This is a genomic window from Burkholderia sp. ABCPW 14 (assembly GCF_001523835.1).
Taxonomy (GTDB): Bacteria; Pseudomonadota; Gammaproteobacteria; order Burkholderiales; family Burkholderiaceae; genus Burkholderia; species Burkholderia mayonis.
The window spans coordinates 202431-215480 of sequence record NZ_LOVS01000006.1; the positions used below are offsets into that span (position 1 = coordinate 202431).

A 13050-nucleotide genomic window follows, 5' to 3' on the forward strand; every position below is an offset into this window, starting at 1 on the left:
TATGAGCGATGCGCCTTGCGCGAGCGTCGCACGTCGCGACGTCCGTCGACCACGTCACGGATACGGCAAGCTGCGCGCGGCTCCGCACGGCGCGATCCGGGCGGCAGCGGGATCGACGTCGCGCGCGCTCACGCGTTTCGCCGCCGGTTGCATCCGATGCCTTCGACGCGCTCGATGCGTCCGATGCGTCCGACACGCTCGCTCAGTCGATCACCGCATAGACGACGCGCGTCTGCGCAGGCTGCCCCGCGCCGATCCGATAGGCGCGCCGCACGGCGTCGGCGGCCCGCTTTGCCGCATCGGCGTCGCGTGCGTGAACGAGCGCGAGCGGCTGCCCCGCATCGATGCGCGCGCCCAGCCCCGCGAGCGCGGACAGCCCGACCGCGTAATCGAGCGCGTCGCCGATCTTCGCACGCCCGCCGCCCAAGCCGACGACCGCAAGCCCGAGCGCGCGCGCGTCGATCCGCTCGATCCAGCCGGCGCGCTCGGCGGGAACGGGCACGACGACCGCCGCGCGCGGCAGATGCCGATCGGGCTGCTCGATCAGATCGGCCGGCCCGCCGAGCGCCGCGACCATCCGCGCGAAGCGCTCGGCGGCCGCGCCCGATTCGAGCGCGGCGCGCAATCGCCGGCGCGCATCGTCGGCGTTCGCGGCGAGGCCGCCCATCGTCAGCATCTGCGACGCTAGCGCGAAGCTGACCTCGTGCAGCCGCGCGGGGCGCGCCGCGCCCGTCAGATAGTCGATCGCGCAGCGCACCTCGATCGCGTTGCCCGCGCACGGCGCGAGCGCCTCGTTCATGTCGGTCAGCGTCGCGGCCGTCTTCATCCCCGCGCCATTGCCGACGTCGACGATGCTGCGCGCGAGCTCGGCCGACTGCTCGACGGTCGGCATGAACGCGCCGGAGCCGACCTTCACGTCCATCGCGAGCGCGTCGACGCCCGCCGCGAGCTTCTTCGACAGGATCGACGCGGTGATCAGCGAGATCGACTCGACGGTCGCCGTCACGTCGCGCACCGCGTAGATCCGCTTGTCGGCGGGCGCGAGCTGCGCGGTCTGGCCGACGATCGCGACGCCGGCGTCGCGCACGACGCGGCGCAGCGTGTCGACGGACGGCGCGACGTCGTAGCCCGGAATCGCTTCGAGCTTGTCGAGCGTGCCGCCCGTGTGGCCGAGCCCGCGGCCCGAGATCATCGGCACGTAGCCGCCGCACGCGGCGACCATCGGCCCGATCAGGAGCGACGTCAGATCGCCGACGCCGCCCGTCGAATGCTTGTCGACGACGGGGCCGTTCAGGCGCTCGCCGCGCCAGTCGAGCACCTCGCCGGAATCGCGCTGCGCGAGCGTCAGCGCGATCCGCGCGGGCAGCGGCAGCTCGTTGAAATAGACCGCCATCGCGAACGCTGCGATCTGCCCTTCGGTCACGTCGCCCGTCGTCACCCCGCGCACGAAACGCTCGACGTCGGCCGCGTCGAGCGGCTCGCGGTCGCGTACCTTGCGGATGAATTCCTGCGGAAGGAAGGTCATGGATTGCGTAAATGTTCGATTTTTAAAAGCACAAATACATCCCGGATAGCAATATGTCCCGCTATGCGCCCCGACGGTCAATCCCTTGCCGAGACCGAACGGCCGGGCGGAAATCTCATGAAGAGGGACGCTATCACGGACGCGCAATCCGCACACGAAGCCCTGACGCACCGCGAAGGCTCGATCGATTCGGCAACACGGGCCCGCGATGAAATGGATCGAGGATCCGGCTGCACGGACGCTTCACATTCGACGAACGGACGCGATTGCCGGGCTTCGCCCGCATCGTGCACGACAGACCCAAGCGTATTGGCCGCATCGCCGGACGGCTTGCTGACGAGATGCTACGGATTCCTGTTGGCGAACGCGATCGCATCGGTCCGGCTACGGAAGCGCTGGATCGGCATGACGCGCATCCCAGCCTTGGCCATCGCTTTCTGTCCCCGGTTTCGATCGAGTTCGAGCTTCACGTTATCAGGGTATGCACCGCCAAATCGGCACGAAGCGGCGAAGGTCCGAGCGAATCGCTCCGACGCCGACGGATTCCCGCAAGCGTACCGTTCGATACGGCGCACGGCGGCGTATCGACATGTCGAGCTCGACAGACAGCGGATCGACGCATATCGCCAGATAGCCGGGAGATTGGGCGTATCACTCTAACCGGGAATCTCCCGGTTAAGGAAACAATGCTCACGGTCGTTAAGAGGGCTAAAGACAGGAGGTCAATATGCTCTACGCCATCTTGACGCCGAAAGCGGAAACGCCGCTGGGCTACTACGATTCGCCGGTGACGCCGACACCCGAAGACATGGCCGACCATCTCGCCAAGGCGATGGGATTTGACGATCGCGAAGATTGGATGAGGACGTATGGGGTCGAGAAGCTCGGCTATGCGCCGGTTCACTAACGTTGTCAGCGCGCGAAGCGGCCGTTCGCGGCGGCACGTGCCGCCGCGCATCGCTCAATAAGCGCCCCGCGCCGCCCCCGCCCGATGCCCGAGCGTCTCGAGCAGATTGCCGAGCAGCCCCGACGCGCCGAAGCGGAACGTCGCGCTCGTCAGATAGCCGGACCCGAGTTCGCGCTCGGCGAGCGACAGATACTGCGCCGCATCCTGCGCGGTGCGCACGCCGCCCGCCGCCTTGAAGCCGATCGTGCGCCCGCCTTCGCGGATCGTCGCGAGCATCACGGCCGACGCGTCGAGCGTCGCGTTCGTCGCGACCTTGCCCGTCGACGTCTTCAGAAAATCCGCGCCCGCCTCGATTGCGATCTCGCTCGCCTTGCGGATCGCCGCCGAGCCGCGCAGTTCGCCCGTCTCGAGGATCACCTTCAGGCACTGGCCGCCCGCCGCCGCGCGGCATTGCGCGACGAGCTCGCGCCCGACCCGCTCGTCGCCCGCCAGCAGCGCGCGATATGGGAACACGACGTCAATTTCGTCCGCGCCGAGCGCGACCGCGTCGGCCGTCTCGCGCGCCGCCGCGTCAGGATCGGCCGCGCCATGCGGAAAATTCGTGACGGTCGCCACCGGCAGCACGAGCCCGCGCGCGGCGAGCGCCGCGTGCGCGACGCCGACCAAGCGCGGATACACGCACAACGCGGCGGGCGTGCCAACCGGCGTGTCGGCCGACACGGCGAGCGCGGCGATCTTCTCGTCGGTGTCGTCGTCGTTGAGCGACGTGAGGTCGATCAGATGCAGCGCCTTCAGCGCCGCCTCGGTCAATTGGTTGCGATTCAGCGAAAGCTCCATGCGAGCACCTCGTTCAGGAAAGGGACAGGAACAGGCCGGCGATCGTCGCGCTCATCAGGTTCGATAGCGTCGCGGCCGCGAGCGCGCGCATTCCGTAGCGCGCGACATCGGAACGCAGGTCCGGCTCGACCGCGGTGAAGCCCCCCGTCAGGATCGCGATCGACGAGAAGTTCGCGAAGCCGCACAGCGCGAACGACACGATCGCGATCGTCTTCGGCGCGAGCACGGGCAGCCCGGCTGCGGCAACCTGCGCCGCGTCCTTCAGATAAGGCGACAGCGCGCCGTACGCGACGAACTCGTTCAGGATCAGCTTCTGGCCGATGAAGCTGCCGGCCACCGACGCATCCTGCCACGGCACGCCGATCAGCCACGCGAGCGGCGAGAACAGCGCGCCGAGCAGCGATTGCAGCGTGACGCCGGCAAAGCCGAGCCAGCCGGCGACAAGGCCGACCATCGCGTTCAGGAGCGCAATCAGCCCGATGAACGCGATCAGCATCGTACCGACGTTCACGGCGATCCGCATCCCGACGCCCGCGCCGGACGCCGCCGCCTCGATCACATTCGCCGCGCGCTTCTCGTCGAACTCGAGCGATTCGACGACGACGCGGGAAGGCTCCGTCGTCGGGCACAGCATCTTGCCGAACAAAAGGCCGCCCGGGATCGCCATGAACGACGCGGCGAGCAGGTACTCCATCTTCACGCCGAGCCCCGCATAGCCGGCGAGCACCGAGCCCGCGACCGACGCCATGCCGCTCGACATCACCGCGAACACTTCGGTTCCGTTCATCCGCCGGATGAACGGCTTCACGAACGCGGGCATCTCGCTCTGGCCGAGGAAGATCGTCGCGACGGCCGAGCACGCTTCGATGCGGCTCACGCCGAGCAGCTTCGCCATCGCGGTGCCGACGATCGCGATCAGCCACTTCATCACGCCGATGTAGTACAGCACCGCGATCAGCGACGTGACGAACACGATCATCGGCAGCACGCGCAGCGCGAACGCGAATCCGCTGTCGCCGAAGAGCGCGAACATCTTGTCGCCCACGAGGCCGGCGAACAGGAACGCGACGCCGTGCTGGCCCATCTCGAGCACGCTGTTGACGGCGTGCGCGGTCGCCGCGAGCGCGTTGCGGCCGATCGGCACGAACAGCACGAGCGCGCCGATCACGAGCTGCGTCGCGAGCGCCGTGACGACGGTGCGGGTGCTGATCGCCCGCCTGTTGATCGACAGTGCATAACCGACGCCGAGCAATACCACGATGCCACACAAGCTGCGCAAGATGTCCACGAACGTACCTCGGGTGATGGGATGAAAAGCCGCCGCCGTTGCCGGCGCGGCCGGACCGACTCGCCGGCCGGCTCGACCGGACGGACGAGTCCGTCCATTCGTCGGACGAGAACATAACGTGCGCGGACCGCGAACGCCAGTGGTCGGATCGATCGGGGAACGAAAGAGGTACGGACGCAAGCGCCGTGCGTGGTTTGAGTTGTCAGCGGGATTTTGGCGAGGTAAGCGCTCAGCGGCGCCGGAGCGACGGCGCTGGCCCGCCGGCGCGAGGAAAGGCGTGAAGCGTTCGAGCGCGCCGCGACGCCGCGCATGCGGCGACGGGCGGAGCGCCGCGAAGTCGCCTGTTTGTCGGTTCGCCCGTTCGCCCGTTCGCCCGTTCGCTCGTTCGCCCGTTCGCCCGTTCGCCCGTTCGCTCGTTCGCCCGTTCGCCCGTTCGCCCGTTCGCCCGTTCGCCCGTTCGCCCGTTCGCTCGTTCGCTCGTTCGCTCGTTCGCTCGTTCGCTCGTTCGCCCGTTCGCCCGTTCGCCCGTTCGCTCGTTCGCTCGTTCGCCCGTTCGCCCGTTCGCCCGTTCGCCCGTGCCGTCGCGGCATCCGCTGCCGCGACGGCGTCGGCGCGCCCGCCTGCAATCGATGGTCGAAGCCGGTCAATCGCGAACGCGCATCGAAGCAAGCAAACGCCGCACATGCGCCTCGGCAATGCGCCGTCCCGACGTTCTTGCGACGCTCGCGCGACGCGCTTCGTCCGGCGTGCTCACCGCGCCCCGCTCACCGCTTCGCGAGAAACGGCAACGTGCCGAGCAGCACCTGCCGGCAATTGCGCACCATCTTCTCCTCGGGATCGCGATAGCCGGTCAGCAGCCACGCCGCGCCGACGTTCGTCATCGCGCCGACGAGCGCGAGCCCGATGATCCGCTGGTCCGCGCGCTCGACGGCGTCCTCGCTCACCGGCCCGACGAGCGCAACGATCATCTTGCCGAACTCGAGCAGATTGCGCTGATAGGTCGCATCGGTCTCGGCACTCACGCCCATCACTTCGAGCAGCAGCACGCGCGCCGCGCAGGTGTCGCGCAGGAATGCGAAGAATGCGGCGAGCCCCGCGTCGATCCGCGCTTCGAGCCCTTCGTGCGCGTCGTCGAGTGCGTCGATCGCCTGCTTCACCGACGCGCGCAACTGCTCCGCATGATGCTGGTAGGTGCAGCGCAGCAATTCGTCGGCACTGTCGAACGCCGCATAGAAGTAGCGGTCGTTGAGCTTCGCCTCCTGGCAGATCGCGCGCACGGTCGCCTTGCGAAAGCCGGCCGTCCCGAAGATGCGCGTGCCCGCGCGGATCAGCGCGTCGCGCCGCTCCGCCGCCCGCGCCTCGGGCGACACCCCGCCGTAGGGACGGCCCTTCTTGTCGAGTTCGAGTATGTTCTCCATTTCGCTATTTGACATCAGACAATGTCAAAATTAAAGTGGTGACGACCAACACCACATTAAAAGCTGACACAAGTCAAATGGAGACACCCATAGGGAGGGCCGTCCGATGAGGCATTTTTCCGGCAAGGTGGCGGCAATCACCGGCGCGGGTTCCGGCATGGGACGCAGCCTGGCCGTCGAGCTGGCGCGGCGCGGCTGCCATCTCGCGCTCAGCGACGTCAACGAAAGCAGCCTCGCGCAGACCGCCGCGTTCTGCGCGGCGCATGGCGTGAAGATCACGTCGCAGCGGCTCGACGTGTCGTCGCGCAATGCGGTGTTCGACTGGGCGCGCGCGACGCGCGAAGCGCACGGCAAGGTCAACCTGGTCTTCAACAACGCGGGCGTGTCGCTCGCGGCGCCCGCCGAGACGGCGCGGATCGAAGATTTCGAATGGATCATGGGGATCAACTTCTGGGGCGTCGTACACGGCACCCAGGCGTTCCTGCCGTATCTGCGCGAATCGGGCGACGGCCACGTGATCAACACGTCGAGCCTGTTCGGCCTCGTCGCGATGCCGACGCAAAGCGCGTACAACGCGACGAAGTTCGCGGTGCGCGGCTTCACCGAAGCGCTCAGGATGGAGCTCGAGCTCGAAGGCGCGCCCGTCGGCGTGACCTGCGTGCATCCGGGCGGCGTCGCGACCAACATCGCGACCGCGTCGCGGATCGATTCGAGCATCGCGACGCTGACCGGTCAGGACATCGAAACGCATCGCCGCGCAGCGAACCGGCTCATCAACGTGACGACGCCCGAATCGGCCGCGCGCCAGATCATCGCGGGCGTCGAGCGCAATGCGCGGCGCGTGCTCGTCGGCGCCGACGCGCGCCGCGTCGACAAGCTCGCGCGCCTGTTCGGCTCCGCATACCAGGTCTTCGTGCTGCGCTTCGTTCGCAAGTCGCGCGAACGCAACCTCGCGCGCCAGCGCGGCGCGGCGCAGCCTGCCCCCTCTTCCTCCATCAGCAAGGACCCCGCATGAGCTCGACGACAGACTGGAACGCCGCCCGCTCGCTGAACGATCGCGCGCCGCATGCGGCGACGGGCGGCGACGCCCGCGCCGCGACCGACTTCGACGTGCTGATCGTCGGCGCCGGGCTATCCGGCGTCGGCGCCGCGTACTACCTGCGCGAGCGCTGTCCGGACGCGAAGTTCGCGATCCTCGAAAGCCGCGCGACGATGGGCGGCACGTGGGACCTGTTCCGCTACCCCGGCGTCCGTTCGGATTCCGACATGTTCACGCTCGGCTTCAGCTTTCGGCCGTGGCACAGCGACAAGGCGATCTCGGACGGGCAGACGATCCTCGGCTACATCCAGGACACCGCGCGCGCGTTCGGCATCGACAAGACGATCCGCTTCAACCACAAGGTGACGGCCGCGAGCTGGGATTCGACGAGCGCGCGCTGGACCGTACGCGTGCAGCGCACGAGCGACACGCATCACGAAGAAGCCGTCTACACGTGCCGCTTCCTCTACATGTGCAGCGGCTACTACGACTATGACGAAGGCCACGCGCCCAAATGGCCCGACATGGATGCGTACCAGGGCCGCGTCGTCCATCCGCAGCGCTGGCCGGGCGATCTCGACTACAAGGACAAGCGCGTCGTCGTGATCGGCAGCGGCGCGACCGCGGTGACGCTCGTGCCGTCGATGGCGGGCGACGCGCGCCACGTGACGATGCTGCAGCGCTCGCCGACCTACATCGTGTCGCTGCCCGCGCGCGACGCGATCGCGAACGCGCTGCGCCGATGGCTGCCGTCGGGGCTCGCGCACCGGCTCGTGCGACTGAAGAACGTACTGCTGACGATGTACTTCTACAACCTCGCGCGCCGCCGACCGGATGCGACGAAGAAGTTCATCATCCGCGCGGCGGGCAAGCAGCTCGGCCCGCAGTTCGACGTCAACAAGCATCTGACGCCGCGCTACAAGCCGTGGGACCAGCGCGTCTGCCTCGTGCCGAACGGCGATCTCTTCAAGGCGATCCGCTCGGGCAGCGCGTCGATCGTCACCGACGAGATCGAGCGCTTCACGCCGACCGGCCTGCGCCTGAAGAGCGGCCAGCGCCTCGACGCGGACGTGATCGTCACCGCGACGGGCCTCAAGCTGAAGATGCTGGGCGGCGCGGCCGTGACGGTCGACGGACGCCCCGTCGATCTGTCGCAGACCGTGTCGTACAAGGGAATGATGTATAGCGGCGTGCCGAACCTCGCGTCGTCGTTCGGCTACACGAACGCGTCGTGGACGCTGAAGGCCGAGCTGATCGCGCAATACGCGTGTCGCCTGCTCGACCACATGCGCACGCACGGCTACGACGTCTGCGTGCCGAGGCTCGCACCCGACAGCATGGAGCTCGAACCCGCCGTCGACCTGACGTCGGGCTATATCCAGCGCGCCGCCGGCGTGCTGCCGAAGCAGGGCACGAAAAAGCCGTGGAAGTCCTACCAGAACTACGCGCGCGATTTCGCCACATTCAGGTTCGGCACGCTTGCCGACGGCGCGATGCAGTTCGAACGCCGCCGCCCGGCGCTCGCCGAACGTGACGACACCCGTCAGCCCGCCTACGAAGGAAGGTGATCCCAATGATAATCAAGCTGTTCCACTTTCTCGTTTACGCGACCCTCGCGCTCGTTGCATTCACGCTGTTCACGTCGCACCGCATCAAGAAGATGTTCCCGCCCGAAGGCAAGTTCGTCGACGTCGGCGCGGACCGCCTGCACTACGTCGAATACGGCGAAGGTCCGCCGATCGTGTTCGTGCATGGCCTCTGCGGCCAGTTGCGCAATTTCGCGTACCTGGACCTGCAGCGGCTCGCGAAGTCGCATCGCGTGATCCTCGTCGATCGCCCCGGTTCCGGCCGCTCGACGCGTGGCCCGCGCTCGACCGCGAACGTCTATGCGCAGGCACGCACGATCGCGATGTTCATCGCGACGCTCGGCCTCGACAAGCCGGTCGTCGTCGGCCACTCGCTCGGCGGCGCGATCTCGCTCGCGCTCGGGCTCAACCATCCGCAGAGCGTGAGCCGCATCGCGCTGATCGCCCCGCTCACGCACACCGAAACCGAGCCGCCCGGCCCGTTCCGCGGCCTCGCGCTGCGCTCGTCGCTCATGCGCCGCTTCGCATCGTTCACGCTTGGCATTCCGGTTTCGATACTGCAAAGCCGCAAGGCGATCGAACTGATCTTCGCGCCGGAAACGGTGCCGCACGACTTCGGCGTGAAGGGCGGCGGCCTGATGGGGCTGCGGCCGCACGCGTTCTATTCGGCGTCGTCGGACCTCGTCGCGGCGCCGGAGGACCTGCCCGACATGGAAAGCCGCTACGCGTCGCTTACCGTGCCCGTCGACATGCTGTACGGCCGCGGCGACCAGATCCTCAACTGGCAGCGTCACGGCGAGGCGCTGAAGAAGCGGCTCGACGCGGTCAACCTGAAGGTCGTCGACGGCGGGCACATGCTGCCCGTCACGCAGCCCGCGCAAACGACCGACTGGCTGCTCGAAGTCGCCGGGACCCCGGTGTCCGCCGAGCCCAAGCGCGTGACGGAAAGCGCGGAAAGCTGAGCCGACGGCTTGCGACGGACGGCATCGCTAGCGGCGTGCGATTGCGCCGCGAAGCCGTCCGATTTGCGCGATGCGCGCCGCCTTTCGTGCGGCGCGTTTTTTTATTGTGCGCACCATTATTCACGCCTGCTGAACGAACACACTCGCGATTCGTTGCATACGCAACGAATCGGTCACGCCGCCGTAAGCTCGCGCTTCGCGACATCGACGGCCCTCCGGATCGAGATCCATAGATCCGCGCCGGCTTGCCGCGCGCTGCGTCCCGACTGACCGGCCCTGTCGCGCGCTCGCGCCCGCGACGCCATCGCATCGCATCGCAAGCATGCGGCCATGCGCGGTCAGCGCATCGGTCATCGACCGGCACTGCAATGACGTTGAAAGATCGGGGCGCGAATCCGTGCTCGACGGTCGCGATATTCCGAAGTAAAAATCTCCGATCGAATCAACCGACGCAAAATGTGCGCGGCGCGCCGTTCATGACGGGCCGGCGTGCGACGGCCGAATCGCCGGCCGTCGCCGGATCGACCTCGGGAATGACCTCGGGAATGCCCTTGTGCGACGCCCGAATGCTCAAGAAAATGCCGCCTTGCACGATAACCCGCATAACCGTCGCACCCGCGTGAGCCGGCAACCCGCGCAACGCGACGAACGAAACGGCGGTTCGATCGGACAGCGCCCGGAAGCGGGACGCCGCCGATCCACCGCCCGACAGCCCCCGACGCCATGCGCAAGCGCTCGACCTCCTTCACGATTCGTTACCTGCAGCCCTGGATGCAGGGTCTGATGTCGCCGACGGGCGTAATCGTTTGCGGCGCGCTGCTGCTCACGCTGATCTGGCTGTTTTGCGCACGCGTGCTGTACGAGTCGCGCAAGGACGCCTACCAGCGTGCGACCGAAAACGCGAACAACCTCGTGCTGCTGCTCGAACGCGACATCGCGCGCAACATCGAGCTCTACGACCTGTCGCTTCAGGCCGTCGTCGACGGCGTCAACGATCCGCGCATCATGGCCCTCGACCCCGCGATTCGCAGCAAGGTGCTGTTCGACCGCGCGGCGACCGGCAAGTATCTCGGCACGATCTACGTGATGAACGCGCGCGGCGACATCGTGCTCGATTCGCATTTCCCGAAGCCGCCGCCCGTCGCGAACTTCGCGTATCGCGACTACTTCGTCTATCAGCGCGACCACCCGGCGGGCGGCCTCTACATCAGCGAGCCGTACGCGGCGCGCTTGCGGCACGGCGCGCTGACGATCGCGTTGAGCCGGCGCATCACACGGCCCGACGGTTCGTTCGGCGGCATCGTCGCCGGCACGCTCAGCATCGACTACTTTCGTGCGCTGCTCGACGGCCTGTCGGTCGGCCCCGACGGCACCGCAGCAATCTTCGAGACCAACGGGCTGATGATCTCGCGGCTGCCGTTCGACACGAACATGGTCGGGCGCAGCATCGCCAATTCGGAGCTCTACGCGAACGCGACGGCGCACGACGAAGGCGCGTTCACCGGCGTCGCGTCGATCGACGGCGTGCGCCGCCTCTACGTGTACAAGCGGCTGCCCGGTCTGCCGATCGTGGTCGACGTGTCGCCCGCCGAGCGTCACGTGTTCGCCCAATGGCACATCCGCGCGCGGCGGCTCGGCATGCTGATGCTCGTGTTCGGCGTCGTGATCGTCACCGGTACCGCGCTGCTGTCGCGCGAGCTGCGCTGGCGGCGGCACGCTGAACTGCGCCTGCAGCGCCTCGCGCGCACCGACGCGCTGACGGGTCTCGGCAACCGCCGCGCGTTCGACGAGAACCTGCGCCGCGAATGGGCGCGCGCGCTGCGCTCCAGCCGGCCGCTGTCGCTGCTGTTCGTCGACATCGATCAGTTCAAGAATTACAACGACTGCTACGGCCATCAGGCGGGCGACGAAGTGCTGCGCGAAGTCGCCCTCTGCCTCGCGCTGAACGTGCGCCGCGCGGCCGACGACGTTTCGCGCTACGGCGGCGAGGAGTTCGTGATCACACTGCCGGACACCGATGCGAAGAGCGCATCCGCGATCGCCGAACACCTCCGCCGCGCCGTCTACGATCTCGATATCGAGCACGAAACGAGCCCGTACCGGCGCGTGACCGTCAGCATCGGACTCGTGACATCGCACGCGAACGCCGCGCATTCCGACACGGCGCTCGTCAAGATGGCCGACGCCGCGCTGTACCAGGCGAAGTCGACGGGCCGCAACCGCGTTTGCGACGCGCAGCACGCGTAGCGAGCGCCCGCGCTTCGGTCCGCCGGCGCAGCCCCGGCGCACGCGCGCCGCCGCGCCGCTTTCCTGCGCGCGAACGCGCGCGGAAGGAACCCAGACCGCGCGGCCCGGTCATTCGTATACGCTATCGCTTTATCCACGCTCGAACCTGCCCTGAATCATGCGCGTCGGCCGCCCCGTTCCCGCCCTCCCTCAACCCGTCTGCGACTACTGCGGCGCGAAAGCGACGCTCGCGCGTTTCGGCGACGAAGCGTATCCGTACCGTGAAGATCACGGCGAACTGTGGATCTGCCCGCCGTGCGACGCATGGATCGGCGTCTTTCCGCGCAGCCGGCGCCACGTGCCGCTCGGCCGGCTCGCGAACGCCGAGCTCAGGCATGCGAAATCCGAGCTGCATGCGGCGCTCGAACCGCTCGTCGCCGCGAAGATGCGGCGCGACGGCTGCAACGCGTTCGAAGCGCGCGCGAAGGGCATACGCTGGCTCGCGGCGCAGTTGGGGCTCGACGCCACGTCGAGCACGCTCCACACGTTCGATCTCGACGCATGCCGGAACGCGCGGCTGCTCGTCGAGCAATTCCTGTCCCGCAAATCGCCGCCCGCGAATTCGTAATACGGATTCACCGCCTCCGCGGCGTATCAAACGCTTTCCATCGACAAACTTACAAGCAGCTTTTATCGATTTCGATCCAAACGAATTACGCTTCTAAATTTTTTAGATCGAATCAAAAAAAGTTTGACGCCTCGATTTTTTCCTTGCTATCTTTTCGCAGACAAATGCCGCTACTGGCACACGGCACAAGCATTACCCAAACATTAGCCCGACTGAATTCTTCCAAATCAATTACGTTATTTTCGAGGGGCGGCTTTCAATCCACGAAGAAACCGCAGCACGTTTCCGGACCATCGATTAATTCCTGATTAACCGGCAATCCAACTTCATTCATCGCGAATCAGAAATATCGAAAATCAATCGATTAACCTCGGATTTTCGAGATCGGATTTCAGTGCGGTGCAGCGCGGATGCCGGAATGTCGGATGTCGCGCGTCCGCCCGGCGCGGCCGACGAAGGCGGCATACGACGAACGATGCGCGCGCCGCCGACGCCCCGGCAGCACGGCTTGCTTCACGGCCCGACCAGCTCACCCGGTTCCGGCCGGTCTATTGAGTGCGCGTTCCGTCTCGCGCGCCGCTTCGCCGCGGCTGCGCGACGGGATCGTGTTGCCTGAAATCGCAGGAAGACGCGG

General features: G+C 67.1%; 12 protein-coding genes. 6 read left to right on the forward strand and 6 right to left on the reverse strand.

Annotated features, from left to right (window positions below; genetic code table 11):
- Positions 1-202: 202 nt before the first annotated feature.
- Positions 203-1525, reverse strand: coding sequence for a thymidine phosphorylase (deoA, locus tag WS62_RS01600; RefSeq protein WP_066566823.1), 1323 nt, complete (start codon positions 1523-1525; stop codon positions 203-205).
- A 727-nt stretch (positions 1526-2252) separates the two neighbouring features.
- Between deoA and WS62_RS01605 the strand changes: the two genes are divergently transcribed.
- Positions 2253-2432, forward strand: coding sequence for a beta-lactoglobulin I (locus WS62_RS01605; RefSeq protein ID WP_066485983.1), 180 nt, complete (start codon positions 2253-2255; stop codon positions 2430-2432).
- 54 nt (positions 2433-2486) lie between these two features.
- Here the strand turns inward: WS62_RS01605 and deoC are convergent, their stop codons facing one another.
- The 3 genes from deoC to WS62_RS01620 all read right to left on the reverse strand — a co-directional run bounded on the left by deoC (position 2487) and on the right by WS62_RS01620 (position 5975).
- Positions 2487-3269 carry a deoxyribose-phosphate aldolase gene (deoC, locus tag WS62_RS01610; protein WP_066566826.1) on the reverse strand — a complete coding sequence of 261 codons (783 nt, stop codon included), beginning with the start codon at positions 3267-3269 and terminating at the stop codon, positions 2487-2489.
- 13 nt (positions 3270-3282) lie between these two features.
- The gene (locus WS62_RS01615; RefSeq protein WP_066566829.1) at positions 3283-4557 is read right to left on the reverse strand and encodes a NupC/NupG family nucleoside CNT transporter; all 1275 of its coding nucleotides are present in this window, start codon (positions 4555-4557) and stop codon (positions 3283-3285) included.
- A gap of 764 nt (positions 4558-5321) precedes the next feature.
- On the reverse strand, positions 5322-5975 hold the full coding sequence (locus WS62_RS01620; RefSeq protein WP_066566837.1) for a TetR/AcrR family transcriptional regulator: 654 nt from the start codon (positions 5973-5975) through the stop codon (positions 5322-5324).
- A gap of 106 nt (positions 5976-6081) precedes the next feature.
- Here WS62_RS01620 and WS62_RS01625 point away from each other — a divergent pair, with 106 nt between their 5' ends.
- The gene (locus WS62_RS01625; RefSeq protein WP_066566840.1) at positions 6082-6990 is read left to right on the forward strand and encodes an SDR family NAD(P)-dependent oxidoreductase; all 909 of its coding nucleotides are present in this window, start codon (positions 6082-6084) and stop codon (positions 6988-6990) included.
- Positions 6987-8582: a flavin-containing monooxygenase gene (locus tag WS62_RS01630; protein ID WP_066566851.1), complete on the forward strand. Its 1596-nt coding sequence runs from the start codon at positions 6987-6989 to the stop codon at positions 8580-8582. The genes WS62_RS01625 and WS62_RS01630 overlap by 4 nt, the downstream gene beginning before the upstream one ends.
- Here WS62_RS01630 and WS62_RS38965 read toward each other — a convergent pair.
- Positions 8567-8830: a hypothetical protein gene (locus tag WS62_RS38965; protein WP_442855051.1), complete on the reverse strand. Its 264-nt coding sequence runs from the start codon at positions 8828-8830 to the stop codon at positions 8567-8569. The two genes, WS62_RS01630 and WS62_RS38965, sit on opposite strands and share 16 nt — an antisense overlap.
- Between WS62_RS38965 and WS62_RS01635 the strand changes: the two genes are divergently transcribed.
- The gene (locus WS62_RS01635; protein ID WP_226383340.1) at positions 8756-9562 is read left to right on the forward strand and encodes an alpha/beta fold hydrolase; all 807 of its coding nucleotides are present in this window, start codon (positions 8756-8758) and stop codon (positions 9560-9562) included. The genes WS62_RS38965 and WS62_RS01635 overlap by 75 nt on opposite strands.
- Positions 9563-9682: 120 nt before the next feature.
- Here the strand turns inward: WS62_RS01635 and WS62_RS35790 are convergent, their stop codons facing one another.
- Complete coding sequence (locus tag WS62_RS35790) at positions 9683-9916, reverse strand: hypothetical protein (protein WP_066566853.1); 234 nt, start codon at positions 9914-9916, stop codon at positions 9683-9685.
- Between the two features lie 429 nt (positions 9917-10345).
- Between WS62_RS35790 and WS62_RS01645 the strand changes: the two genes are divergently transcribed.
- Together WS62_RS01645 and WS62_RS01650 are read left to right on the forward strand one after the other, a co-directional pair.
- On the forward strand, positions 10346-11809 hold the full coding sequence (locus tag WS62_RS01645; RefSeq protein WP_066566982.1) for a sensor domain-containing diguanylate cyclase: 1464 nt from the start codon (positions 10346-10348) through the stop codon (positions 11807-11809).
- 157 nt (positions 11810-11966) lie between these two features.
- A complete protein-coding gene (locus tag WS62_RS01650) occupies positions 11967-12416 on the forward strand; it encodes a zinc-finger-containing protein (RefSeq protein WP_066566855.1) in 450 nt (149 codons plus the stop codon).
- Positions 12417-13050: the final 634 nt, after the last annotated feature.